General features: G+C 38.6%; 21 protein-coding genes. 14 read left to right on the top strand and 7 right to left on the bottom strand.

All coding sequences use genetic code 11. The features are described from left to right. Positions 1-283: 283 nt before the first annotated feature. The 3 genes from QNI22_RS21145 to QNI22_RS21135 all read left to right on the top strand — a co-directional run bounded on the left by QNI22_RS21145 (position 284) and on the right by QNI22_RS21135 (position 4,781). A complete protein-coding gene (locus tag QNI22_RS21145) occupies positions 284-3,085 on the top strand; it encodes a TonB-dependent receptor domain-containing protein (protein WP_314513762.1) in 2,802 nt (933 codons plus the stop codon). A gap of 53 nt (positions 3,086-3,138) precedes the next feature. Further along, positions 3,139-3,879 (top strand): GLPGLI family protein, encoded by a 741-nt coding sequence (locus QNI22_RS21140; RefSeq protein ID WP_314513761.1) that lies wholly within the window; start codon positions 3,139-3,141, stop codon positions 3,877-3,879. A gap of 125 nt (positions 3,880-4,004) precedes the next feature. Further along, on the top strand, positions 4,005-4,781 hold the full coding sequence (locus QNI22_RS21135) for a Rossmann-like and DUF2520 domain-containing protein (RefSeq protein ID WP_314513759.1): 777 nt from the start codon (positions 4,005-4,007) through the stop codon (positions 4,779-4,781). Between the two features lie 3 nt (positions 4,782-4,784). On the opposite strand, the gene QNI22_RS21130 is transcribed toward QNI22_RS21135, so the two are convergent. The 4 genes from QNI22_RS21130 to QNI22_RS21115 all read right to left on the bottom strand — a co-directional run bounded on the left by QNI22_RS21130 (position 4,785) and on the right by QNI22_RS21115 (position 8,770). Continuing rightward, positions 4,785-6,134, bottom strand: coding sequence for a lysophospholipid acyltransferase family protein (locus tag QNI22_RS21130; RefSeq protein ID WP_314513757.1), 1,350 nt, complete (start codon positions 6,132-6,134; stop codon positions 4,785-4,787). Between the two features lie 150 nt (positions 6,135-6,284). Then, positions 6,285-6,833: an inorganic diphosphatase gene (locus QNI22_RS21125; protein ID WP_313982961.1), complete on the bottom strand. Its 549-nt coding sequence runs from the start codon at positions 6,831-6,833 to the stop codon at positions 6,285-6,287. Positions 6,834-7,041: 208 nt separating this feature from the next. Next, positions 7,042-8,394 (bottom strand): MFS transporter, encoded by a 1,353-nt coding sequence (locus tag QNI22_RS21120; RefSeq protein ID WP_314513754.1) that lies wholly within the window; start codon positions 8,392-8,394, stop codon positions 7,042-7,044. 127 nt (positions 8,395-8,521) lie between these two features. Further along, positions 8,522-8,770, bottom strand: coding sequence for a YiaA/YiaB family inner membrane protein (locus tag QNI22_RS21115; protein WP_314513752.1), 249 nt, complete (start codon positions 8,768-8,770; stop codon positions 8,522-8,524). 189 nt (positions 8,771-8,959) lie between these two features. Here QNI22_RS21115 and QNI22_RS21110 point away from each other — a divergent pair, with 189 nt between their 5' ends. Then, the gene (locus tag QNI22_RS21110; RefSeq protein ID WP_314513750.1) at positions 8,960-10,462 is read left to right on the top strand and encodes a tetratricopeptide repeat protein; all 1,503 of its coding nucleotides are present in this window, start codon (positions 8,960-8,962) and stop codon (positions 10,460-10,462) included. Here QNI22_RS21110 and QNI22_RS21105 read toward each other — a convergent pair. Next, complete coding sequence (locus tag QNI22_RS21105; RefSeq protein WP_314513748.1) at positions 10,450-11,049, bottom strand: IMPACT family protein; 600 nt, start codon at positions 11,047-11,049, stop codon at positions 10,450-10,452. The two genes, QNI22_RS21110 and QNI22_RS21105, sit on opposite strands and share 13 nt — an antisense overlap. A gap of 43 nt (positions 11,050-11,092) precedes the next feature. Then, positions 11,093-12,226, bottom strand: coding sequence for a tetratricopeptide repeat protein (locus tag QNI22_RS21100; protein WP_314513747.1), 1,134 nt, complete (start codon positions 12,224-12,226; stop codon positions 11,093-11,095). Positions 12,227-12,286: 60 nt separating this feature from the next. Here QNI22_RS21100 and QNI22_RS21095 point away from each other — a divergent pair, with 60 nt between their 5' ends. The 10 genes from QNI22_RS21095 (at position 12,287) to QNI22_RS21050 (ending at position 24,197) form a co-directional block, all read left to right on the top strand. Then, entirely contained in the window at positions 12,287-12,733 is a 447-nt protein-coding gene (locus QNI22_RS21095) for a Rid family detoxifying hydrolase (RefSeq protein WP_313997481.1), read from the top strand. A gap of 341 nt (positions 12,734-13,074) precedes the next feature. Continuing rightward, positions 13,075-16,029, top strand: coding sequence for an FAD-binding and (Fe-S)-binding domain-containing protein (locus tag QNI22_RS21090; protein ID WP_314513745.1), 2,955 nt, complete (start codon positions 13,075-13,077; stop codon positions 16,027-16,029). A 291-nt stretch (positions 16,030-16,320) separates the two neighbouring features. Further along, positions 16,321-18,273 (top strand): sensor histidine kinase, encoded by a 1,953-nt coding sequence (locus QNI22_RS21085; RefSeq protein WP_314513743.1) that lies wholly within the window; start codon positions 16,321-16,323, stop codon positions 18,271-18,273. Between the two features lie 576 nt (positions 18,274-18,849). Beyond that, entirely contained in the window at positions 18,850-19,506 is a 657-nt protein-coding gene (locus QNI22_RS21080; protein WP_314513741.1) for a DoxX family membrane protein, read from the top strand. 42 nt (positions 19,507-19,548) lie between these two features. Beyond that, entirely contained in the window at positions 19,549-20,409 is an 861-nt protein-coding gene (locus QNI22_RS21075; protein ID WP_314513739.1) for an ABC transporter ATP-binding protein, read from the top strand. Positions 20,410-20,456: 47 nt separating this feature from the next. Next, positions 20,457-21,365: an ABC transporter ATP-binding protein gene (locus QNI22_RS21070; RefSeq protein WP_314513736.1), complete on the top strand. Its 909-nt coding sequence runs from the start codon at positions 20,457-20,459 to the stop codon at positions 21,363-21,365. Between the two features lie 53 nt (positions 21,366-21,418). Beyond that, the gene (locus QNI22_RS21065; protein ID WP_314513733.1) at positions 21,419-22,189 is read left to right on the top strand and encodes an ABC transporter permease; all 771 of its coding nucleotides are present in this window, start codon (positions 21,419-21,421) and stop codon (positions 22,187-22,189) included. A gap of 58 nt (positions 22,190-22,247) precedes the next feature. Continuing rightward, entirely contained in the window at positions 22,248-23,042 is a 795-nt protein-coding gene (locus tag QNI22_RS21060; protein ID WP_314513729.1) for a hypothetical protein, read from the top strand. A 36-nt stretch (positions 23,043-23,078) separates the two neighbouring features. Then, positions 23,079-23,453, top strand: a complete 375-nt coding sequence (locus tag QNI22_RS21055; RefSeq protein ID WP_314513727.1) for a GntR family transcriptional regulator — start codon at positions 23,079-23,081, stop codon at positions 23,451-23,453. Positions 23,454-23,474: 21 nt separating this feature from the next. Continuing rightward, on the top strand, positions 23,475-24,197 hold the full coding sequence (locus tag QNI22_RS21050; RefSeq protein ID WP_314513723.1) for a hypothetical protein: 723 nt from the start codon (positions 23,475-23,477) through the stop codon (positions 24,195-24,197). A gap of 115 nt (positions 24,198-24,312) precedes the next feature. Here QNI22_RS21050 and QNI22_RS21045 read toward each other — a convergent pair whose 3' ends face one another. Further along, positions 24,313-25,239, bottom strand: a complete 927-nt coding sequence (locus QNI22_RS21045; RefSeq protein WP_314513720.1) for a hypothetical protein — start codon at positions 25,237-25,239, stop codon at positions 24,313-24,315. Positions 25,240-25,261 lie beyond the last annotated feature (22 nt).

Raw genomic sequence — 25,261 nt, 5'->3', positions numbered from 1 at the left:
TCTGCATCTGAATAGTAATTGTATTTCTGATATGTTACTTGAGTAGTTTGAGTATACAAACTATTTTTTTGAAAATATCAGTTTTTCAGTAATTGACTACTGATTATTAGCATTTCAGCATGGTTTTTGATAGGTTTATTTCTCTCACCTATTTTTATTTTTCTCTAGTCTGTCTTTATGCTTATAAATAAATGTATCTGTAGAATATTTTTTTTCAATAATATACTATATAACTAAAAATATAGTTATATATTTGTTTATCCACTTTCACCATCTCTGTTGTATGCAAAAAACACTACTTACGTTGTGTATGGGATTGCTTTGTCTGTTGGTTCAGGCTCAAGCCCCTACGCGAGTGACTATTAAAGGAATTATACATGATACTGCCGGAGCTGTATTGCCTGCTGCAACTGTCATGTTATTACAACCCAAAGATTCTGCTCTGGTAAATTTTTCCCGCTCAGACGAAAAAGGAACTTTTGAATTCAAGAATGTTAAGAATGCCCCATATATTCTAAAAATATCCTATGTTGGCTACTTACCTTACCAGCAAACTATTTCTGTCTCTGCTACAGATGTAAATGATCTGGGAAGTCTAAAAGTCAAACCTATTGCCAAAGAGCTAATCGAAGTGGTTATCAAGGCTGCGCGTGCCCCACTAAGCATCAAAGGAGATACTATTGAATACAATGCAGCTTCATTTCGTGTTCCTCCTGGTTCAACAGTGGAAGACCTTCTGCGTCGACTACCTGGAATTGAAGTCGATGGCGATGGAAACATCAAAGCTCAAGGAAAAGATATTAAACGAGTGACAGTAGATGGAAAAACTTTCTTTGGGGATGATCCGAAAGCTGCAACTAAAAACCTGGGTGCAGAAACATTGTCAAAGATTCAAGTATACAATGACAAATCAGAACAGTCTAAGTTAACAGGAGTAGATGATGGCAAACGCGAAAAGGTAATGAACCTGGAACTGAAAGATGAATTTAAGAAAGGGTCTTTTGGAAAAATTACGTTAGCAGGAGGAACTAAAGAACGTTGGGCTGCTCGTGGTAATTACAACCGATTTAATAAAAAAGAGCAGTTCTCTGTCATTGGATATGGAAATAATATTAACGAAACAGGTGTAAACTGGGAAGACTATGGTGAGTTTAAAGGGAATAACTCTTTTAACAATTATGACAATGGTGACTTTGGATTTGGGGGAGGCATGATATACTACTTTTCGGATGGCGGTGGCATTCTGAATAATTTCGATGGACGGGGCTTTACTAAAAATGCCGGAGCAGGAGTAAATTATAACTATACACACCAGAAAACAAAGTTCAGCACCAGCTACTTCTATAACCAAACCCGGTTAAACCTGGATCAGTTTACCAATAAACAAACTTTATTAGATTCTTCGTCTTTCTTTACAACAGATACTACCAGGAAAGTTGATTTTCGGGGTAATCATAGCATCGGTATGCGTATAGAACAAATGCTTGATTCCAGCAATACCCTTATTGCCAAGGGGAATCTCCGATTTAGTAACTCTGATGTTACAGATAGTCAACAACAAAGTTATCTGACAGAACGACAAGGGCTAGGGAGTGCGGTACAAATAAATAATGGAACAACGCTCAATTCATTTACATTAACCAGTGCGGTTATCTATCGCCATCGTTTTAAAAAGAAAGGACGTAGTTTTGCCTGGAGTGGTGGCTTTAATGCCAGCTCATCCAATGGAAATGAAAATCTAAACTCACTTACCCGTTATCTCACTGCGTTAGATCCCAATGATCAGATCAGGGCACTTGGACAACTCAATGATAATAACAACAAGCAGAGTCAGTTAAAGACAAGTGCTTTATTTTTAGAACCTTTGAGTAAGAAGTTTTACTGGGAGACATTCTATAACTTTAGTTCTGATTTCAGAGAAGTAAGTAAAGATGCTTTTAATCGTTTGCAGAATGATGCCCGTATGGATAGTTTGAGTGCCTATTATACCAATCAGATTTATTACAATCGACTGGGTACCAGTCTACGATATTCATACTCTGGCATAAATATATCTTTGGGTATGGCTGGATTACGATACGATTTGGAGGGAAAGTTTGCTAACAGTGCTTCAGATGAGAATCGTAGTCAGATCAGACGCAATTTTACAGCCTGGACACCAAATGTGGGAGTTGATATTGAAATGAAGAATAATATGTATTTTAGTACAGGTTATTCACTAAATGTACAGGCTCCCCAACTGAATGATCTCCAGCCAGTAGTAAATAACAATAATCCCTATTACATTATTACTGGTAATCCAGATCTTTCTCCTGAAAAAAGTCACCAGTTGAACGCCTTCTTCTACAAATTTGACCCTTCTACTTTTACCAATATTAATCTCTCAGTCAATTATAGTTATTATATGAGTCGGGTAGTGTACAACCAAACTATTAATGACTCTCTGGTGACATTTACACGTCCTGAGAATATTTCGGGAGGTAGTAGCTTTGGTACATCACTATATGCTGGAAAGCCAATTATCAAAACCAAACTAACCCTTAATCTGAGTGCCGGATATAATAGAAGTGCCACTCCTCTATTTATCAATGGCATTCGTAATGAAACTAACAATAATAGTTACAATGGGCGGCTTGGTTTTACTGTGACTCCAAATGAAAAGCTATTGATGACATTGAGTGGCAATCTTAACTTCAACACAATTAATTATTCTATTGAAGAACGTCAGAACCAGGAGATCTGGAGAAAAGGAGCAGATGTTTCTCTGAAATGGAATTTTGCCAAGAAGTTTTTCCTGGAAAGTAATCTAAACTATACTTCCTATCAGAATGATCGGTTTAACTTCAATCAGGATATTCCTATTTTCAATGCCTCCATACGTCGCCTTTTCCTGAAGGATAACAAAGTAGAAATGCGACTGGCTGCCTTTGATATTTTGAATAAACGAAGAAGTATTACACAAAATGGCTCACAAAATATTATTACTCAGCAAACTGCATTGACATTAGCCCGCTACTTTATGCTAAGTATCTCCTATAATGTACGTGGTTATTCTGATAAGGTGAAAAACAATGGTGGCTGGTAATAGCTATTTGATATAGATTCATACTATTTACATATTTATCTGCTTACATCTCTATGAAGAAATTAGTGCTCTTGTTTACACTGCTTTTATCCGTTGCTGCATCCGCCCAGCAGGAAGGAATCGTACACTATACCCGAACTACCTACTGGACTAAAATGATCAATCAGCTTACATTTCTGAGCAAACAGGAAAAAGAACGGAATGCCTATATGTGGGGCGGGCGCGATGACTGGAAAGAGTATATGGTGTTATACTTTAATGACAAATCAAGCAAGTATACCTATTCGGATGAAAAGCCGGCTGAATCTTCTGGCTATGACTGGCGCAAGGAACAATATGTGGTAAAACGTGATTTTGAGAAGAATACAATGGTAGATATTATTGAGATGGTAGGAAAAACGTATATCATTGAAGACTCGCTTGGTACACAAAACTGGAAGATTATGAATGACCTGAAGGATGTGGCCGGACATATTTGTATGAAGGCAATGAAAGAAGATACAGTGAAGAAGCAAAAGATTGTTGCCTGGTTTGCACAGGATATTCCTTCTAATATTGGTCCGGAACGTTCATATGGGCTCCCCGGAATGATTCTGGCTCTGGATATCAACGATGGGACTGTCACCATTGAAGCTTCCCGTATTGAAAATAAAAAGCTGACTCAGGAACTGGATTTGCCTAAAAAGATGAAAGGAACTAAGTTAACAGAGACTGCGTATGAAAAGATGCTTGATAAGTTCATCAAAGAAAAAATAAAAGAAGAACGTAATCCCTATTGGATGATTAGGTACTAGAATAAAAAGTTGACAGTTTGAATCCCCTCCTGAAGCTCTTAACACAGAAATTCAGGAGGGGATTGTTTTTCTACTTATACCAAACTTTGATTTATTTGTACATTGAAATTTGAAAGAAATACAAAGTGGCAAAACTCTCCTTTATTGGTGCTGGCAATGTTGCCTGGCATTTAGCACAGGCTCTGGAAGATGCAGGGCACTCCATACGGCAGGTATATAGCCGTGATATACGTCATGCAAAAGAATTGACACGAAATCTATACGATGCGCAGGCTGTAAATACACTTGACTTTACAGCTAGTGATGCAGATATTTTTTTCATTACCATTCCTGATGATGCCGTAGAACGGATTGCTGACAGCTGTATCCTTCCGGAAGGTGCTATCTTGTGTCATACCTCTGGAACATTGCCATTATCTACCTTGCGACCTTTTCCTGATCGGGGAGTTTTTTATCCCTTACAGACATTTAGTAAAAGCAGGCATGTAGATGTTCAGAAGGTACCGTTTTGTTTAGAAGCCAGTAATGATAGAACAGAAGAATACATTGTGGCACTGGCACAAAGCATCAGCAAAACAGTATACCTGGTTAGCTCTGACGAACGGAAGATACTGCATGTTGGAGCTGTATTTGCCTGTAATTTCTCCAATCACCTGATGGCTGTAGCTCGTAATATTGTTGAACGTGAAGGGTTAGAGTTTTCTCTGCTCAAACCCCTTATCGAAGAAACGTTTACAAAAGCATTAGCTGTTGATAATCCTGCTACTGTTCAAACCGGACCTGCCATACGAGGCGACGAACAAACAATTGCTAATCATGTACGCTATCTGAAAGATTACCCGTTACAACAACGAATCTATAGGTTATTGACAGAAAGTATACAGGATATGAGCAAAGGATAGTACCTATGATTCGGCTTTTATCGTACCAAGATATTCTTGTTTCGCTTCTTCCAGTAAGACAAAGATTTCTTTACGTTCAGTAAGTAAATGAGTAATCTGTGTTTTGCGTTTCTGAGATAGCCTCCGGAATGACCAGCTTTCATAGGAATCCTCAGCCAATAACCAGTAATACCAGCAGATAAATCCACTGACAGGTAAGCTCAGAGCGAAAAGGATAGTTGGCCATAGTAAAGGTATCCTCTGATAGAAATAATATATTTCAGCTATATAAAATCCAGTAAAAGTAATTATTCCGGTGATCATCATCAGAGGTGCCCTATAGGTTACGTCCTTTGAGATCCATCCTGCAATCTTGGATGGTAGAATATAAGGCAGATAATTGAATATCAGTCCATACAAATAGATTGGAAAGCCCAGCACCAGAAATATTCCCCGTGTAAGCCGATGTACAAATTGGTTTTTCCGAGTTATAGTTTCTTCATCCAGACCCAGCTTGTTAAGCAGATTGACATACTCCTGAATTTTTTGCCGGATCGCTAAAAAGCGTTGAGGCTGATTGGTTTCATAATAAGTTACAGCTTCTGCAATCCCTTTTGTAATCAGAAAGTTTTCTCTGGATGGGTCAGGAGAAATTTCCAATTCATCAATCAAACGGTTCTTATATAACTTTTCAATATTATGTACCAGCAGGTCATGTTCTTCATTGCTGGTAGTAATAGTATGGTGCTCAAGTCGCTGACGGAGTTCCTCTGTTAAGGCATCCACTGTAGCAAACTCCTCTTGCTGATAGTGTTCTTTATAGGCTTGTACATCGATAGGAGTAGCAAAGTGTACAAAAACCTCGCTTTGAAAATGTTTGGGATCAGTATAGGTCAATCCTACCGGCAGAATCTTTACACCCAGTTCAAAGTTGGCAGAAGCCTCAGCACCTAATGCAATGCGGGCTGTACCTGTTTTGAGAGGCCTTAACCGACGTTCGTGCTCGCTGGTTCCTTCCGGAAATATTAACAGTGTGCCTTTCTTACGTAAAAATTCGAAACACTTAGAGAAGGTAGCACTGTTGTTTACTTTTTCACCTGCTCCTACATCCTTTTTCCGGTATATAGGTATCATATGAAGTTTCTTTAAAAACCAGGCAACTATAGGATTTTTAAAGATCGAGCCATTGGCTAGGAAATAAATGTCCTGTTTGAGATATACAGCTATCAGGATAGGGTCCATGAAGGTATTGGGGTGGTTGGCTGCAACCAGCAAAGGTCCATTCACAGGAATTTCAGTGAGCCCCTGAACATGAATCTTACGAAAAAAGACTCTAAGGGCAAGGCGAGCGATGAGTTTGAGTAGGAAGTACACGTGAGTAGTGGGGTTAACGGTTACTTCAAAGTATAAAAAGAGAGGTACGTTGGGTGAGAGTAGAATTCACAGAAAATAAGAATAATGGGGTGAATATGTGATATTCTTATTTCCTGTGAATTGGTTGGTATTTACAAGCTGAATACTAAATTATGCAGGTTGTCCGAATGTTTCGCGATACAGAGCAATAGCATCTTCAATGATTTTGTATGCTTCTTTTTTGCCCAGGAAGTGTTCTACCACAACTGCTTTATGCTCAAGTTTCTTGTAGTCTTCAAAGAAACGACGCATTTCAACCAGTGTGTGTGGAGGCAAGTGGTCAATGTCATCAATGTGATTAACAGACACATCATGTTGAGCTACAGCGATAATTTTGTCATCTGCTTCTCCCTGATCAATCATACGCATTACTCCGATTACTTTAGCTTCTACCAGACACAGAGATGGAAAATCAACTTGAGATATAACCAGTATATCCAGAGGATCATGATCATCGCAATAGGTTTGTGGAATGAATCCATAATTGGCAGGATAGTGTACTGCGGAGAATAACACACGGTCAAGAATCAACAGACCACTTTCTTTGTCCAGTTCATATTTGGCTTTGCTTCCTTTAGGGATTTCAATGATACCGTTTACAGTTACTGGCGAATTGGAGCCATAAGATACAGCATGCCAAGGATTCGATTGGTTACTCATGTTTTGATGGTTAATGTGGAATTGTGAAATTTCTGATTGTTATTGATAGCAAAAAGCCCGAAATGGTAAACAGCCTCCCGATAGACACATTTGCTAATGCTTTCGTTTATAGCTAGTCTTTTGCAAAAATATTTTTTAGGCTACCGTTTTGCATTTCAGGCTGCAAATATCTCTTGTTTCTATGGTATCTGCAAAGTAGTTTCATCTTTTAATTACTTGCTACCGCATCACTTACCCGACGAGGAAGGCGTGCAAACACAAGAAATATACCTCCAGCTATAAAGAATATTCCCATACTCAATGCGCTAAGACGTACATTGTGGCTGATTTCCAGTACACGTCCATAGGTAAAGGTACCAATAACAATCGCTAGTTTTTCAGTAACATCGTACAAACTAAAGTATGATGCGGTGTCTGTTGTAGTTTGAGGGATCAATTGTGCATAGGTACTTCGTGATACCGATTGGATTGCTCCCATCACAATTCCTACGAAACCTGCCAAGATATAAAACTCTGTTTTGGTTGTGATAAAATAAGCTGCTACACAAATGCCTATCCAAAGTATAATGGCAATTAGTATAGCTGTTGTATTACTTACTTTCATCGCGATTCGTGAAAAGGCAATAGCTCCAGGTATAGCTACTAATTGCAGGATCAAAACAATCGCAATCATTTCTGTGCCTTCCATTCCAATAGTCCGTTCTCCAAAAAAAGGGGCCATTAGCATAATACTTTGTACTCCCATCGACCAGAAGAAGAAACCTAACAGGTACCGGAATGTATGTTGGGAAGCTCTTACTTTTGCAAATACCTTCTTTAGTTCGTCAAATCCTTTAGTTAGTAATCCCGTACTTATGGAATGATTGGTAGGAATATCTTTCAGATAATAGAAGGCAATCTGTGAAAATCCAATCCACCAGATACCTACTGTCAGAAAAGATGTGCGGGTAGCAATCTCCCTTGTTGCTAAGCCAAAGGTTTCATGAAAGAATATCATGACTAAATTAAGCACCAAGAGTATAACACTGCCAATGTATCCCATCGAATAACCACGAGCTGAAACTTTGTCCATCCTATCAGGTGTAGCAATTTGGGGTAAGAAGCCATTGTAAAATACAAGAGAGCCTGCATATCCTATACTTGCCAGAAAGGCACATAGAATGCCATATTCAATATTAAGTCCCTTAAAGAAGAAAAGTCCCAGACAGGCTATTGATCCCAGATAGGTGAAAAACTGCATAAAACTCTTTTTCTTTCCACTATAATCTGCTATACCTGACAGAATAGGTGCCAGAAAAACAATTACCAGAAAGGATGCTGAGATAGCATAAGAGTACAATACCTGGCTGTCAAATGTCAAGCCTAGAAAATCGATCATTGTCTCTCCATTCGCATTTTTTCCAAAACCATCTGGAGGTGCTGCCGAAGTGACACCATTGTAATAAATAGGGAAGATCGCTGAGGTAACAGTCAGATTATAGACTGAATTGGCCCAGTCATAACTACACCAGGCATTGAGCACTTTAGGATTGTTTTTTTCCGGCAGTTGGATTGTTTTCATATCAGGATAGTTTAACTCCTTGCTTCTGTCTTGCTTGTCAAAGATGTATTTCCTGGGTCAGAAGAATTCCTCCATTTGCGGAGGAACCTGACACTAAGATATATAAGGCTGATAAGAAGCATCTTTTTCAGGAATTCTCATACTTTTTGCCTTCTATTTTTTCCGATTCGAAGTCATCTCGGATCGTTTTAGCAAGCGTAAAGCAAGAACCAACGGTAAATATAATACCCATAATTAAATATCCTTTGATCCATATCTCTACTGGCAGATGATAAATACCAATTACCATCAATGAGAAAGATAAAACAAAAGATGACCATACCTGAAAACGGTACATTGGAGTGGGTTTATTGACTACTGTGTTTTTAGATTCCATTTTGTGTGTGTTTTTAGTTAACGATTCAAAGATATACTGTGTGGATACCCTAAATCAAACGGAATTCTCTACAAAAAGGACTTTTTAATATTTTGTAAAATAATTTAAATAATTGATATACAGTGTATTGGTGATTGTGAAAAGGACTTTAAAACTATTGCTTTATATTCGTGTTTTACTTGTAATTTCATGGACAATTTGGAAAGTATTATAGAGGCTATGCCTTCAGAACATCAGAAGGACTTCACGGCTTACCTGCAGCGTTTGAAATCAAAGCAAGAGCGAAAGGATATTGACTTGTTTCGATTGCTCGCAGAAAAACAAAATCTGCCAGACAAGGAGAAATCCATCCCCATGTATTTGTATGGAAAGAAACCTAATCTGGTGGCCTATCATGCATTGCGAAAGAGATTGATGCGACAACTGGCAGATTTTATTTTGCTGAAGAGCAGAGAGTTTGATTTATCTGCAACTGCTTCCGTGTCTGAGTTACTGGCTTTGGCAAGATATCTGTTTGATCGGGGAGTAGAAAAAACGGCCTGGCATATGCTTCGTAAAGCTGAAAAGATAGCTATACGAAATGATCACTTTGATTTATTAAATACTATCTACCATTTTCAACTTGAAAAATCTGATAGTGAATTTGCCGATCCATTGGAATCTATTATAGAAAAGCGTAACCAGAATAAACCTCTCTGTGAAGAAGAAGAACGGGCTGTGATTGCACAAGCTTTGATTACCAAACAGTTGAGTCAGGCCCGACAAACCGGGGCAGTGCCTGACTTTGAATCTATTATATCAACCATTCTAGCGCAGTATCAGTTGACCACTGTTATAAGCAAACGTCCGGCAATGTTGTATAAACTAGTCAATATTGCCCGAAGTGTAGTACTGGTACGGAAGGACTATTATGCATTTGAACCGTATGTTATTCAACAGTACAACGCAACTACGTTTGAATTAAGACATGGATATATCCAGCTTCGGATGTTGTATATGATTGCGCAGACATTATATCGTAATCGGAAATTTGAGGAGTCTACAGTATATCTGACACAATTGTATGCTTTGTTACAGGATTCTCAGAAAAGTTATTGGGGGCAATTTTATCCGAAGTATGTGATGTTAATGGCAGCCAATTATATGTATGATACCAAACGAGATGCTGCTATAGTATTGCTTGAGGAGTTGCTGAAGAACCAGGGGAAATCGCTATCTATTAAGGATCAGTTGAATGCACAGATCAACCTTGCCTTTTACTATTTTCAACAAGAGGAGTATGGCAAAGCAAGTCGCTTACTACTAACTATTCCTCACTCAGATCAGTGGTGTCAGAAGAAAATGGGAATGGAATGGGTGTTAAGGAAGAATCTGAGTGAATTGATTATCCAGTATGAGTTTGGAAATATAGATCTGGTCGTAAATAAAATCCGGTCTATAGAGACTACGTTTGAGGCGCTTCTTAAGCGTTCACGTAATATCCGGATGTATATGCAATTTGTGAAAGAGCTGGTAGAGCATCCGGAAACTTTTACAGATGATGTATTCCATCAGAAAGTAGAGGCTGCTTTTGTATTTTTACCTGTAGAGCAGGAAGATTTGCAGGCTATGCACTTTTATGCATGGCTCAAGGCTAAATGGCTGAAACGTAAATACTATGATGTGTTGCTTGAGTTAGTTCAAAGTTCTTGAAGAACTTCTATCTGTTGGAAGGTAAATTTACCCAGTAACTCTGTGTAATGATTTTTGCGAACAGCTGCTGTAAGGTTGCAAACTAGTTGAAAGTCTTGTGAAAGAATCTCTGCATCGTAGTCTTTCAGAAGCTTCATTACTTGATTCATCTGTTCATAGGTAAACTGTATGGAAAAAGGCATCGTCACAATCTTTTCTATAATCTGTGCAGTCTCCAATGCCTCAGAAGCTGAGGTACGATACGCCTGGATCAGACCACTAACTCCCAGCTTTATTCCACCAAAATAACGCACTACTACCACCAGTACATCTGTCAGATTGCGGGAACGGATCTGGCCCAGAATCGGATCTCCAGCTGAGTGATTAGGTTCTCCATCATCATTTGCTCTGTACTTGGTTTTGTCAGCACCCAAAATATAGGCATAGCAATGATGTCGGGCATCAAAGTATGTTTTACGAAGTTGGGCAAGATGAGTTTTAACCTCATCTTCCGTACGAACCGGATAGGCAAATGCCAGAAACTTGCTCCCTTTTTCTTTGTATAATCCTTCCGCTGGTGCAGCAATGGTAAGATAGGTATCTGACATAGTGATTGGTTTACATTCAGGTTTAGGAGCCTTCCGGCGAATTCTAATTCTTCTTCATATAATTTTTGGCTTCTGCAATAGTGCTATCATATTCTGCAAGTTCCAGACATTTTTTGTAGTTGGTTTTTGCAATATCTTTCTTTCCTTCAGTTATGGCAATCCGTGCCAAACCTGCATAGGCCATAGCCAGAAAGTCATTGTTATAACGCACATTAAGAGCGTTCATAGTAGTAGCCTTCAGATAATAGATCTTTGCCTGAGGTAAATTCTTTGTCTGTTTCTCCTGAATAATGCCATTGAATACTGCAACTGTACTTTGAAAAACTTTATCCTTGTTTTGTCCTACCTGTGTTATAAAGGGTTCAGCCTCATCATATCGGCCATTGGCAAGCAGCATTTCAGCATGACGCATGGCAAAAATAATATTATTAGGATAACGGGTAATAAGTTGCTGAGTACAGGCTAAGGCCTTACCAGCCTGATATTCATGTTTTATATAGATATGAAGCAGAAAGAAAAGTGCCTCCACTTTGGTAAATATACCTTTCTGACTACCAATTTCCAGTTGTTTCAATCCCAATGCTTTGTCACCATCTGCAAAGAAAATCATAAAAGGCTTGACAACAGGATGTGTTTCCGGATACTTCACAACATAATAGTTATATACACCTACCGGAGAATAAAAATCGGCATATTGGTTGAGCATTTTCATACCGTCTTTCAGGTGTCCATATGTTTTGCGAGCTTCATTAACTGCGGATGTCATTTCATCGCTTTCTGAGTGGCTTAATGCCAGAAATCCATGAGCTGCCATCGCAAAAAATACGCCTTCCGGATCTTTATCATTTTTATCAAGCAGCACTTCTGCCCGTTTGATAACTTCATTGAGATAGGCTCTGTGGGTAGCAATCACATTTTTATTTTCTCCTATCGGAATATTTTTCCATGTTGTTTCCAGCGATTTTAACATGGGATATACTGGATGCTGGGGATAACGTTGGCGAATTTTCTCAAAGATGGGGTTGGCTTCTGCAAACTCAAAATTGTACATTTTGTCAAGTCCTTCATGAATCCACTGCTGAACTTCATTATCCTGAAGGATCTGTGCTTGTACAGGAGATAACAGGAATGAGAATATAATTACAAAAAAATAATACTTTTGAGACAGTCTGATCATTTCAGATGATTTTAAGCAATATAAATTGTATTTCTATAACAAAACCCAACGTACAAACCTATGAAAAAGATTCCCTTTCTGATTTTCTTTATTACTGTTCTAAGTACATCAGCGGTATTTGCACAAAAAAAAATTGTGAAAACAGAAGAAGCCCCACTACCTGTAGGTCCATATAGTCAGGGAGTAATTGCTAATGGATTTTTCTTTGGAGCAGGGCAGACAGGTGTAGATCCTAAAACCCGTAAACTGGTAGAAGGTGGTATTGAACAGGAGACAACCCAGACCCTTGAGAATATCAAAGCTGTCTTAAAAGCTGCCAATCTGGATCTGACGAATGTAGTGAATGCTACAGTTTATCTGAAGGATATGAATGATTTTGCAAAAATGAATGCAATTTATGGCAAATATTTCAGTACTAATCCTCCTGCCCGTACAACAATCAGTATCGTAAGCCTGCCAGGTGGAGCCAATGTAGAGATTGCAGTAGTGGCTGTGCTGAAGAAATAAAGAAGAGAATGAATCTCTTTAAATAGAAAGGAACTGGTTCGAACGTCCGTTCGGATTCATATTGAAAGTACGTCCGTTGCGTTAGGACAAATTGAGCTTTGTTCAGGCTTTGAATTAATCAACGCAATGGACGTACTTTTCAAAGTAAAATATATTCCTGTTTTACTCGTAAATAATACAAAACTGGGAAAGTTATAGGACATAACCATGTAATTTGGGTATCCGCCGTGTCTGCCGAATATTATTCCCGATGAAATCTATTTTTTTAACATTCTGTTTTAAATTTGTGATTCATAAGTGAATCTACTCACTTTTACCATTGTCTCCAGATTTCTGAATAAATGATTACCGAAAAACTCCGCTCCCTGTCTGCACAATTAGAAGGCGAATTTTATTCTGATAATACCATTCGTACCCTATATGCCACTGATGCGTCTGCTTATCGTGAAATGCCTCTGGCAGTGGCTATTCCCAAAAGTATCGATGATATCAAAAAGCTGATTGCTTTTGCCCGTAAGGAAAAAGTAGCTTTGATTCCACGTACTGCCGGTACATCTCTTGCCGGACAGGTAGTAGGTAGTGGACTGGTAGTGGATATGTCCAAGTATCTGAATAAGATTCTGGAAATAAATGTCGAAGAACGATGGGTACGAGTACAACCAGGAGTAGTACGAGATGAGTTGAATCTATTTCTGAAAGAGTATGGGCTATATTTTGGACCGGAAACTTCTACTGCCAACCGGGCAATGATAGGAGGGATGGTTGGTAATAACTCCTGTGGGTCAAATTCTGTTGTATATGGTAGTACTCGTGAACACCTGATTTCAGTGAAAGCATTGCTGAGTGATGGATCAGAAGTAGATTTTTATGAGTTAAGTATTGATGAATTTGAAGCAAAATGTCTGGGTGTACCAGCTACAGGCACTGTACCTCGTGGCTTTAAACCAAAAAACGATCTGGAAACCAAACTTTATCGTTCGGTACAGGAAATACTCTCAAATGAAGAGAATGCCCAAGAAATCCGGTCTCAGTTCCCCAAACGCAGTATTGCCCGCCGCAATACAGGATATGCTCTGGATTTACTACTTGAAACTGAGCCTTTTACACCAGGAAGTCCGGCTTTCAATTTCTGTAAGCTGATTGCAGGATCTGAAGGAACACTGGCTTTTTTGACAGAAATCAAACTAAATGTATTGCCTTTGCCTCCTAAAGTAGCAGGTTTGGTTTGTGTGCACTTCAATACCATTGATGAAGCACTAAAAGCTAATCTGATTGCCCTGAAATATAATCCATCAGCTAGTGAATTGATCGACCATTATATTCTGGAATGTACTAAGGAGAATATTGAACAGAGTAAAAATAGATTTTTTGTACAAGGTGATCCAGGAGCTATCCTGGTAGTAGAAATTGCCCGTGAAGATAAGGATGAGGTGGCCAGACTGGCATCTGAAATGGAAGCAGAAATGCGGGCTGCCGGGTTAGGCTATCATTTTCCTGTTTTATATGGGGAAGACACCAAAAAGATATGGACATTACGTAAGGCAGGCTTAGGCCTGTTGACTAATATGCCCGGTGATGCAAAGCCTGTTGCTGTTATTGAGGATACTGCTATTGATGTAAATGACCTGCCTGATTATATCCGTGATTTTAATCAAATTCTGGAAAAGTATGGTTTGTATTCTGTCCACTATGCACATGCAGGTTCTGGAGAGTTGCATTTGCGTCCGATTATTAACCTGAAGACAGAAGAAGGTAATCAACTGTTCCGGAAAATTGCAGAAGAAATTGCCTTACTGGTAAAAAAATATGATGGTTCACTGAGTGGTGAACATGGCGATGGACGCCTGAGAGGTGAATTTATTCCCTGGATGGTTGGAGAAAAGAATTACCAATTATTCAAGCAACTCAAACAGACCTGGGACCCAGACAATATCTTTAATCCAGGAAAGATTGTAGACACTCCTCCTATGAATGAGTTTCTACGTTATACTCCAGGTCAGAAGAATCCTGAAATCAAGACCATCTTCAATTTCACACGGGAACAGGGAATACTGCGTCATGCTGAACAGTGTAATGGGTCAGGTGATTGCCGCAAAACACAACTGAGCGGAGGAACCATGTGTCCAAGCTACATGGCCACCCGGAATGAAAAAGATACTACCCGTGCCCGCGCCAATATCCTGAGAGAGTTTCTAACTAACTCAACTAAAGAAAATCCATTTGACCATGAGGAGATTAAAGAGGTAATGGATTTGTGTCTGAGTTGTAAGGGGTGTAAGTCCGAATGTCCATCCAATGTGGATATGGGTAAGCTCAAAGCAGAGTTTCTGCAGCATTACTATGATGCTAACGGTGTACCTATGCGTAGTAAGTTAATTGGAAACTTCTCCAAGCTCTCAGATATTGCGTCAGTTATGCCTTGGGCATATAATCTTGTCTTCAAAACTCCTTCCTTACGTCGTATTGCCAATACCATAGTTGGTTTTCACCCGGATCGTACTATGCCACTGCTGGCCTCAACTACGCTGAAGAGTTGGCATTCCAAGCGGAAGACGGTTGCTTCTGGGAGAAGAGTCTATCTCTTCTGTGATGAGTTCACCAACTTCAATGATGTAGAGATTGGTAAAAAAGGTATTTTGTTGTTGGAGAAGTTAGGATATGAGGTTATTATCCCTAAACATGTAGAGAGTGGACGGGCTTATTTATCCAAAGGGTTATTACGTAAGGGGAAAGAGATTGCCGAGCAAAATGTACAGTTGCTGAAAAACACAATCACAGAAGAAACTCCTCTAATAGGTATAGAGCCGTCTGCCATACTTACGTTTCGGGATGAGTACCCGGAATTAGTGAGTGAAGGTATGCAGGCTGATGCACAAAAACTTGCTAAAAATGTTTTCCTGATTGATGAATTTCTGGCCAAAGAGTTAGATAAAGGTAATTTAAAGAAAAATCAGTTTACCCAGGAAAAACGCTTGATCAAACTACATGGACATTGTCAGCAAAAAGCTGTAGGATCTTTGGTTCCAACCAAGAAAATATTATCCTTGCCTGCAAACTATGAAGTACATCTGATTCCATCTGGCTGTTGTGGCATGGCGGGTTCATTTGGATATGAGAAAGAGCATTATGACATTTCGATGAAAATCGGCGAACTGGTTTTATTCCCGACTGTTCGTAAACAGCCTGAGGATGTGATTATTGCAGCGCCAGGTACCAGCTGTAGACACCAGATTCATGATGGTACACATAGAAAGGCTCTGCATCCTGTCGAGATTTTGTATCAGGCTCTTGTCTGATAAATATCATATAGGATAGTATAAATTTCCAGGATATTTGCCTTTATTGCACCCTCAGATAGTAATATATTGAGTATCACTTAGTTATTTTGAAACTAAGATGATATTATTTTTGTGGTGTAAATTATTTAAAATCAGTGTGTTATGTCTGATGACTGGCTGATTTGGCAAAATCTTACAGAAATTATTTCAGGCTTTTTATAATCAGGGGTTGTTTTTACAAGATTTTTTGTTAAAATTCTGAGCTAATTTTACTTCAAATAAAACCAGCAGAAGTTCTAATTTAAATTGATGATGCGTTATTCCAAACCAATCGTCCACACAGCTTTTATTATCAGTACACTGGTTTTGGCATGGATTGGATTTAGCATATACCAAAACCACAAAGTAGCTTTGGAGAAGGCTGCACAGGTTTTTCATTCCAACCGGATCATTTATACGGCTGAGAAAGTTTTATCCTTGTTGAATAGGGCTGAGAATGGACAAAGAGAGTATGTAGTCAGCAATGATAGCATAGATTTGCAGCCTTATTATAGAAGTATAGACTCTGTGGGAGGATACATAGATTCCTTATATTATCTGACCAACTCCAATACTCATCATCGACTACTGATCGACTCACTAAAAAAGAATGCATCTGTAAAGATTGATTTGATGCAGTATGCTATTCTGTTAAAGAATAATAACAATCTCTCCGGTCTGGAATCACTTTATAAGTCTCCTCAGAACCGTGCTGCCATGAATAATATTCAGCATGTTTTGCAGGAGGTTATTGCAGAAGAACGAAATCATCTGACTTTACGAAACCGAGAATACGTTTCTTCAGTGCATCGTACAACACAGGCGATTTACTGGGTACTCGGATCTTATCTGCTGATGATATCCGGGAGTTTTATTCTGATCCAGAATAAATTTCGAAACAAAGATTATTACGAAGGCAAGCTGGTAACATTGAGTGCAGAATTAAAGCAGAAAGACGAAGAGTTGCACTCCAACAACCGTGAGTTAATGGCCAATAGCAATGAACTAACAGCTATTTATGGCCAGCTGAATAAAATTAAAAATGAATTTGCCAATATCTCATTGTCCCGGATGGCAAAAATCCGGCGTATTAATAATTTGTTGGTAGCAGAGGCTCACAAACGTGAAAAAATAACGGATGACCTGCGTAAAAGTGAGTCTCGTTTCAAAGCAGCCCTAAACAAAGCCCCTATTGTTGTATTTAACCAGGATATTCATCTGCGTTATACCTGGATTTATGATAATACCAATCTATCGCAATACCATTTCTCTGATTCACTAGGCAAGACGGATACTGAGATCTTTCCAGTGAAAGAAGCCGAACAACTGACTGCCATTAAACAACATGTGCTGGAAACAGGCGAAGGAACTGCTCAGGAAATCAATCTTAGCTTTGGACGAAAAAAAGTTTATCTATTACTGACCATTGAGCCAACTTTTGATAAAAACCAGAAAATAAAAGGAATTACCTGTGCCGGATACGATATCACAGATCAGAAGAAGACCGAAGATGTATTGCGACACACATTGAAAGAACTGAAAAAGCGTAATCATGAACTAGACAACTACGTATACAAAGTATCACATGATTTGAGAGCTCCGCTGGTTTCCATTCTGGGACTGATCAATCTGACCAAGATGGACGATAATCCAGACACACTGCGTAATTATCTGTCACTGATTGAGAATAGGGTAAGTAAGCTGGATGACTTTATCAAATCTGTCCTGAATCATTCCAGAACACTGAACTCTGAAATTATTATTAAACCCATCGACTTCGAGAAAATTATTCACGATTGTGCGGATGAACTTCGTTATCTTCCTAATCTGGAAAGACTGCATATCGAAGTAAATGTTGACAAAGAAGTGGAGTTTCATAGTGATGAACTGCGTATTGGTATTATTCTTAAAAACTTTATCTCCAATGCGGCAAAATACTTGAACCCGCATGTTGATTCCAACTTTCTACGTTTTCAGATTATAGTCACTGAGCAGCAGGCAAAAATCATTATCGAAGACAATGGAATGGGTATTGAAGAACAATATATTGCCCGCATCTTTGATATGTTCTTCCGGGCAACTCCTAAGTCTGATGGGTCCGGATTAGGTTTGTATATTGTAAAACAAACTATTGAACGATTGGAAGGGAGTGTCTCAGTAGAGAGTGAGATTGGTAAAGGAACTACATTTCGCCTGCTAATGCCCAACTTTAAGGTACAATAACTATAGTAGTATACTAAGGAATTTCAAAGCATGAGTCATCCCTAATTTTGGATGAGAGTAAAACCCAAGCCTATATTTTTGAAAATATGGGCTTGAGTTTATTTTTGAGAGACGTTTCTCCCTTCGTTTCTTTATTGTTCCAAACATCATTCTTCCTTCCATGCTACTTTTTTGCTTGTCCAAAAGAGGGGCACCAAATGAGAATTTGGTGAGCCAGATCTGTGTGTGTGCAAAAGGACACTTTCTGCCGATCCTTCAGCCCACAAGGCCAAAGGCCAACCTCGCGGCAGAAAGAAGGCCAACGCACCTACACTGCCAACCACGATTGAAGTCATCTTTGCTCTCCTTGTAACATTTTTTATTACTTTCTCAATGACACCCTTTTACTCAAAATTCGGGATGACTCATGTTTGTTATTGTAAAGGCTATTTATAGCTAACTACCATTACATATTGCGTCTCAAGTTCAACCTCATTATCTACCTTTCAACACATTTTATCGAAAAGTTTTAGTATGCTCTTGCTTTTCTCATTTCAGAATCTTTACATTTGTAGTGTACTACTTAAGTAATACACTATGGCAATCAGATTCCCTTCAAGAAAATCATTGATACAATTCACTATTGGATCTATTCGCTTTTGGTTAGGGTTAATTTTTTTGACTTCCGGATTGGCGAAGCTTACTCATAATACCTTCCCAAATACGATGGGGCCACCTTTTCTGGAAGATGAACTGGCTAAGTATGGTTTAGGAATGTATGCTCGGTTTATAGCTTTCAGTCAGGTGACCATTGGCTTTCTGCTTATATCCAAACGTTTTGCTACGCTGGGAGCTGTTATGGCAACGCCTATGCTGGTAAATATTCTGGTTGTTGTGATTTCGCTGAAGTGGCAGGGGACACCTTATGTAGTGGGTTTCTTTCTTTTCTGTACTATTCTGTTGCTGATATACGACTTTCATAAACTGAAATTCATTCTTTCTGATAATCCGGCACCCTTGATGCATCATCCTATAGAGAGAAATGATTGGCGACTGGACTTGGGTAATGGAGTAGTTTTTATAATTCTGTTGATAGGAGCTATGCTGTGGCCTGTGAGTGAACTGATTTCGATGTATCTGATCAATCTAGGTATTGTGCTGCTGATTGGTTTGGGCATTGTGGCTATCGTATTGCGCTGGAGACAAAATAAAGTACACAATACTTTAACATCGGAATTACCCTTGCAAATATAACTACTGTATTCTACTGAAATCTTACTACACTCTATATAATCTATGATTGACATTCAAAATGTTACGTTTGGGTATAACCGAAAAAAACGGCTGTTTACGGATCTGAGTCTTACGTTGCCAAAAGGAGCTGTATATGGATTGCTTGGTAAAAATGGAGCAGGAAAATCAAGCTTACTCAAAAATATGGCTGGTTTGCTTTTTCCGGTGTCAGGCAAGTGTTTGGTCAATGGGCGGGAAGCAAAGAAGCGTGAGCCTGAGTTTTTGCAGGATATATTTTTCATTCCGGAAGAGTTTTACGTGCCTTCAGTGCCTATCCGGAGCTTTGTGAAAACATATGCTCCCTTTTATCCGGCTTTTAATGCAGTACAGTTTCAGAACTATCTCAAAGAGTTTGGTATTGATGATAGCCAGACTCTGACAGAATTATCATACGGGCAAAAGAAGAAGGTATTGATTGGGTTTGGACTTGCTACGAATACCAGTGTCCTGATTATGGATGAACCAACTAATGGACTAGATATTCCTTCTAAAACCCAGTTCAGAAAGATCATTGCTTCAGCCGCTACCGAAGATCGTATCATTATTATTTCTACCCACCAGGTGCGGGATCTGGAGAGTCTGATTGATCCTATCATTATTCTGGATGGAAGTGAGATTTTACTGTATGCCAGTATTGAGCAGATCACCGAAAAGCTTTGCTTTAAAACAGTATCTAAAGTAGAGGAACCTGAGTCTGTTCTCTATTCAGAAAGTACAGTACGTGGGATTTCTTTGGTGCAGGAGAATGTGGAAGGTGAGGACAGTAAGGTGGATCTGGAACTTTTGTTTAATGCAGCACTTGCTACGAAAGAAAAGATACGACAACTGTTTGCCGACAAAGTGTCCGCTAATTTGGAGAAATAGAATGCATCTTCAACTATGTAAACGGTAATACCCAACACGCCATTCCTATGATTATTCAGACACAAAACCTGCAATTTGGCTTTAAGAAAGACCAGCCTATTATCAAGAATCTGAACCTGAATGTAGAGAAAGGTTCTATCTATGGCTTCTTAGGACCCAACGGGGCAGGCAAGACTACAACTATGCGACTTATTTTAGGATTGTTACCCAATCCTGAAAACAACATCCGGATCTTTGGAAAAACTTTATCAGACAATAGGTTAGATATATTTTCTCGGATCGGAAGCATGATAGAGATACCCTCTCTCTACGAACATCTGACAGGATGGGATAATCTGGAGATAACACGCCGCATTAAGGGCGTATCCAAAAAGCGTATTGACGAAACACTGGAACTGGTAAAACTGACTCATGCTGCCCATAAGAAAGTAAAAGCCTATTCCTTAGGAATGAAACAACGTATAGGGTTGGCAGTTGCCTTACTTTCCGAACCCGAACTACTGATTCTGGACGAACCTACCAATGGGCTAGACCCCAATGGAATGATTGAGACACGTGAATTATTGATTCGTCTCAACAAGGAAGCTGGCACTACTATTTTTCTATCAAGCCACTTGTTATCTGAGGTAGAAAAGATGGCGACCCATGTTGGAATTATTCATAAAGGGAGCATGCTGTTTCAGGGGACTATTCAGGAACTGGGAACCTTAAAATCCCGCCAAGCTATGTTATGTTTTGATACCAGCAATAACCTCAAGGCATTAGAACTATTAAATCCTCAATTTCAGGTAACGCTGAATGGCAATGGATTAAAAACTTCCTTCCAGGATAGAGAGCAGGCTGCTCATATAAACAGATTACTGGTTCAAAATGAGATAGATGTGTACCAACTGGCAGTGATGGACAACGATCTGGAAAAACTGTTTCTGCAGATTACAGAAGAATCTGCTGTATAACACCTGCTACTACAACTATGAAACTATTGCAAACAATCTAAACAGATCATTTTATGGCAACACTTGGCACTGTCTATCAAACCGAACTTATTAAATCCAAAAATACATTTGCATTGTGGCTGGCTTGTCTGGGAGCAGGGTTTATGCCCGCATTGATGTTTGTAGTATATCTAACCAAATGGGAGACTTTCGTTCCTCAGAAAGGCGCAAATTCCTGGAATCAGTTTTCTTTTGCCAATTTTCAGGGAGTGTCTTTTTTCTTCATTCCCTTTTTTGTAGTACTACTTTGCAGTCTGGTAATGAATATTGAGCACAAGTCCAATACCTGGAAATACTTGTTAACCCTTCCGGTTTCCCGATTGTCAATATATGTCAATAAGCTGTCAATCATCCTTACACTTACTGTATTGACCTATGTGTTGTTCATTGTCTTTCTACTGGCTGCTGGCGTAGTATTAGGCATACTCAGACCTAAGCTTGGTTTTCTGGATCAGACGTTGGCATTGGATGGACTGCTAAAACTAGCATTTCGGTCTTTTGTCTCAACATTAGCTATGCTGGCAATTCATTACTGGTTAAGTATCCGTCTAAAAAATATGATTGCTGCAATTGGAGTAGGGCTGATCTGTATTGTTACGGCAACTATTCTGTTTAAAAGATGGGAATATGCAATTTACTATCCCTATACCTTTACAATGTATACTATTTTTTCATCAGATAAGTCCGTTAAGGTATTGGCCTCTCATGAATTATACAGTCTAGGTTACTTTGTAGTCATCACCATTGCCGGATACATAGACTTTAGTCGGTTTTATAAAGGATAACTGTTTGCATGCACTCAAAAGGGTAGTATATACCCATACACTACAAAAATCTCATACTATGTTAAGTTTTAAAAGATTAGGATTATTACTACGAAAACACTGGATTGAAAATTACCGCATATATCTGATGGGGATGGGAATAATAGCTGGTTTTACTATTCTCATATTTCTGTTAGTCTTTTATACCGAAGATGGAAAGATTGAAGACACATTCCAGATCGGATACTATTCTGCCGGATTGTTTCTGTGTGGTACTATTTTTACCAGCTATATATTCAATGACTTCTCGCAAAAACCTAAAGGAATCCTGTTTCTAACGTTACCTGGATCATCACTGGAAAAGTTTTTGTCTTTATGGCTTTATGCGACTATAGGTTTTGTCATTATATATTCTCTTATCTTTTATGCTGTTGCTATTCCGTTTGTTAAGGTAAGCCAGAGTTATAATGCAGACGAACTAGTAAGACATTCTAAATTCTATAATAGCCGTATTCAGGTATTGAATTTTTTTCAGTCAGAGAAAGAATTCTATTACATCTTTTTTCCTTACTTCTTTATACAGGCTGTTTTTCTGCTGGGATCTGTATGGTTTGAGCGATTTAGTTTTATTAAAACGGCGATAAGTGGATTGTTGCTAGTGGCACTGTTTACGTTTAGTAATTATGCAATGGGTAGAATTTTGATAGGAGAAGAATCAGTAACTGCTATTCCTTTTCATTTACTGAGACATAGTTATATAACGGCCCGGATGCCGGATTCTATCACCCATGTAATAGAATTTATTGCTAAATACTGTGTGACGCCTTTTTTATGGTTTATAACCTATCTGAAAGTTGCAGAGAAGGAGTTGTAATTAAAATTAAGACACGCAAATTAGATTATTTAAGATATGGAATTCAGGGAACAACAAGCGATCTATGTGCAGATAGCAGATTATATATGTGAGAATATTTTGCTGAAGAAGTGGCTGCCCAATGATCGGATTTTGTCCATTAGAGAACTTGCAGTTGAGTTGCAGGTGAACCCCAATACGGTGACCAGAGCTTATGATTTTCTGCAAAGCCGGGATATTATTCAAAATAAACGGGGTATTGGCTATTTCGTAAACGAAGATGCAGAGCATGCTATCCTTGTCTACCGCAAGGAGCAGTTTGTACAGCATGAGTTACCAGTTCTTTTTCGGAATATGTATCTGCTTAATATTGAAGTAGAAGAATTGGAAATGCAGTTTGAAAAGTACAAAGAGGAAAACTTTAAAAAGTAAAAACACTTATCTGGTTTGACAATGAAAACAAGCAATAAACTATTACTTGGCTTTATAGGAGTATTATTTGCAGGAATGCTAACCTCTAATTTTATTCTTAAAGCAAAGTATGATAAGATAAAGAGTGAAAAAATAGAGGCAGATGAATACCGCACTTTGAGTAAAGAAGCGTTTAAATATCTCAAAGTAGATGGTACAGACGCTAATTTTGATAGTAGGATCTCAGTTGAGTTTGCTCCTGATTATGAAATCTCTTCTTTTCAGGATATAAGTGAATTTGCCAAAATTAACTTCAAGGGTGATACATTGTTAGTGAAATTTGAGAAAATACCGGATAGTCTGAATATCCATGATGGAAGACGATTAATCATTAGGTGTCCTTCTATGTATTCTTTTGAGTTACAAAACATTGATGGATCTATGAATAAGTTCAAAGTGTCTGACTTGATTGTAAAGTTAAAGGGGTCTTCCAGTTTGAATGTATTGGAGAATCAGATTGATAATTTAATAATAGAAGAATCTGATAGTAGTAGTTGTGATTTGAATATGGATTATCAAGAGGAAGAGAAAGGCGCTACCCAATCCTATATTAACCATTTAAAATTGACCCTTAAGGATAGAAGTAGTTTTAAAGCAGATGATATTCCATTCAAAACAATCGATCCGATTGTAGGTGATAGTGCCGATATCTCCTTATCCGGAGCATCGCTGAGGCCTTTGTTAAAGAAAAATGTTCAACAATAGTACAAAAAGAAAGGGCTGATCCTCAGCCCTTTCTTTTGTACTATTGTCTGGATTTTACATTCTCTACCGGCATCAAACGAAATACGTAACCCGGATTATAATCTACCTAATTCTTTTATTGAATGATTTTTTGATCCTGATATTGTTTCAGAAGACTTTCCGCTTTTTTAACATCATGTTGAGCAAGGGCAGCCTGAAAAGGTTTGACCAATTTTGCTGTTTCTGTATTGGGATGTTTAGACAATACGTATGTATATGCATTCATAAACTCTTGATCAGGAGCAACTTTACCAGCCTCATCCTGGTAGTAAGAAGCCGTGTTGTCCATCCCTTTAAGAAGGTAAAACAAGTAGTTTTGATAGAGATCCTTGCTTCTTTCTGCAAATACAAAGTTAGGATTTGTCTGGTTGAACTTTTCCCACCAGATAACCCGGTCGGCTAGTGAGGTAATAGGAATATTAATGCCTGCATCTTCGGCAAATCCTTCCTTATTTTCTTTATTTAATTGGGTCAGATAAGACTTCATGGTTGGAGAAACCATTGCGTAAAACCATTTTGCAATCAGTTCTCGGTCTTGTTTGATGTAGGTTGTTCCTTCGGTCATTGCCACCTGAAATCCATTCTGAGTTAACTTCTGATTATAGGCAGTCAACTTTGCAGACAGAGGTACAGGCTTGGCTGTGGGGTCTACAATCAGTGAATCGTAATTGGTAGTGTCGGATGCGTGGACTTCATCTAATCGGGTACCTAATTTTTCATAAAAGGTATTGAAGAACACGAATGCTGAATCACAAAGAGCAGGAGATGATCCTTTGAAAATTTCCTGAAACTTTTGTGCAGCCTTTGTAGCCGATTCAGCTGTCGAGTCATTTAGATTTGCCAGATACTGTACATATTCTGACAACTTGGGGTTAGTTACTGCCGCTGAGTCTGTTGATGAAGTTGTAACAGTCGTTGAATCTGTTTGTGTGTTTGTTTCTTTTGGGTTTGACGTACAGGCTACAAAAGCCACTACGCAAATAAGTAAACTTAGTTTGTACATAGTCAGGATAGAATATAGTCAG

The organism is Xanthocytophaga agilis, assembly GCF_030068605.1.
In the GTDB taxonomy this organism is placed as follows: Bacteria; Bacteroidota; Bacteroidia; order Cytophagales; family 172606-1; genus Xanthocytophaga; species Xanthocytophaga agilis.
This window is presented reverse-complemented; position numbering and strand designations above follow the sequence as displayed.

Excerpts from the sequence above, each read along its gene's own strand:
- QNI22_RS21145 (WP_314513762.1), top strand. The coding sequence starts at position 284 with ATGCAAAAAACACTACTTACGTTGTGTATGGGATTGCTTTGTCTGTTG.
- QNI22_RS21140 (WP_314513761.1), top strand. The coding sequence starts at position 3,139 with ATGAAGAAATTAGTGCTCTTGTTTACACTGCTTTTATCCGTTGCTGCA.
- QNI22_RS21125 (WP_313982961.1), bottom strand. The coding sequence starts at position 6,833 with ATGAGTAACCAATCGAATCCTTGGCATGCTGTATCTTATGGCTCCAAT.
- QNI22_RS21120 (WP_314513754.1), bottom strand. The coding sequence starts at position 8,394 with ATGAAAACAATCCAACTGCCGGAAAAAAACAATCCTAAAGTGCTCAAT.
- QNI22_RS21115 (WP_314513752.1), bottom strand. The coding sequence starts at position 8,770 with ATGGAATCTAAAAACACAGTAGTCAATAAACCCACTCCAATGTACCGT.
- QNI22_RS21110 (WP_314513750.1), top strand. The coding sequence starts at position 8,960 with ATGGACAATTTGGAAAGTATTATAGAGGCTATGCCTTCAGAACATCAG.
- QNI22_RS21105 (WP_314513748.1), bottom strand. The coding sequence starts at position 11,049 with ATGTCAGATACCTATCTTACCATTGCTGCACCAGCGGAAGGATTATAC.
- QNI22_RS21100 (WP_314513747.1), bottom strand. The coding sequence starts at position 12,226 with ATGATCAGACTGTCTCAAAAGTATTATTTTTTTGTAATTATATTCTCA.
- QNI22_RS21095 (WP_313997481.1), top strand. The coding sequence starts at position 12,287 with ATGAAAAAGATTCCCTTTCTGATTTTCTTTATTACTGTTCTAAGTACA.
- QNI22_RS21090 (WP_314513745.1), top strand. The coding sequence starts at position 13,075 with ATGATTACCGAAAAACTCCGCTCCCTGTCTGCACAATTAGAAGGCGAA.
- QNI22_RS21085 (WP_314513743.1), top strand. The coding sequence starts at position 16,321 with ATGATGCGTTATTCCAAACCAATCGTCCACACAGCTTTTATTATCAGT.
- QNI22_RS21080 (WP_314513741.1), top strand. The coding sequence starts at position 18,850 with ATGGCAATCAGATTCCCTTCAAGAAAATCATTGATACAATTCACTATT.
- QNI22_RS21075 (WP_314513739.1), top strand. The coding sequence starts at position 19,549 with ATGATTGACATTCAAAATGTTACGTTTGGGTATAACCGAAAAAAACGG.
- QNI22_RS21070 (WP_314513736.1), top strand. The coding sequence starts at position 20,457 with ATGATTATTCAGACACAAAACCTGCAATTTGGCTTTAAGAAAGACCAG.
- QNI22_RS21065 (WP_314513733.1), top strand. The coding sequence starts at position 21,419 with ATGGCAACACTTGGCACTGTCTATCAAACCGAACTTATTAAATCCAAA.
- QNI22_RS21060 (WP_314513729.1), top strand. The coding sequence starts at position 22,248 with ATGTTAAGTTTTAAAAGATTAGGATTATTACTACGAAAACACTGGATT.
- QNI22_RS21055 (WP_314513727.1), top strand. The coding sequence starts at position 23,079 with ATGGAATTCAGGGAACAACAAGCGATCTATGTGCAGATAGCAGATTAT.
- QNI22_RS21050 (WP_314513723.1), top strand. The coding sequence starts at position 23,475 with ATGAAAACAAGCAATAAACTATTACTTGGCTTTATAGGAGTATTATTT.
- QNI22_RS21045 (WP_314513720.1), bottom strand. The coding sequence starts at position 25,239 with ATGTACAAACTAAGTTTACTTATTTGCGTAGTGGCTTTTGTAGCCTGT.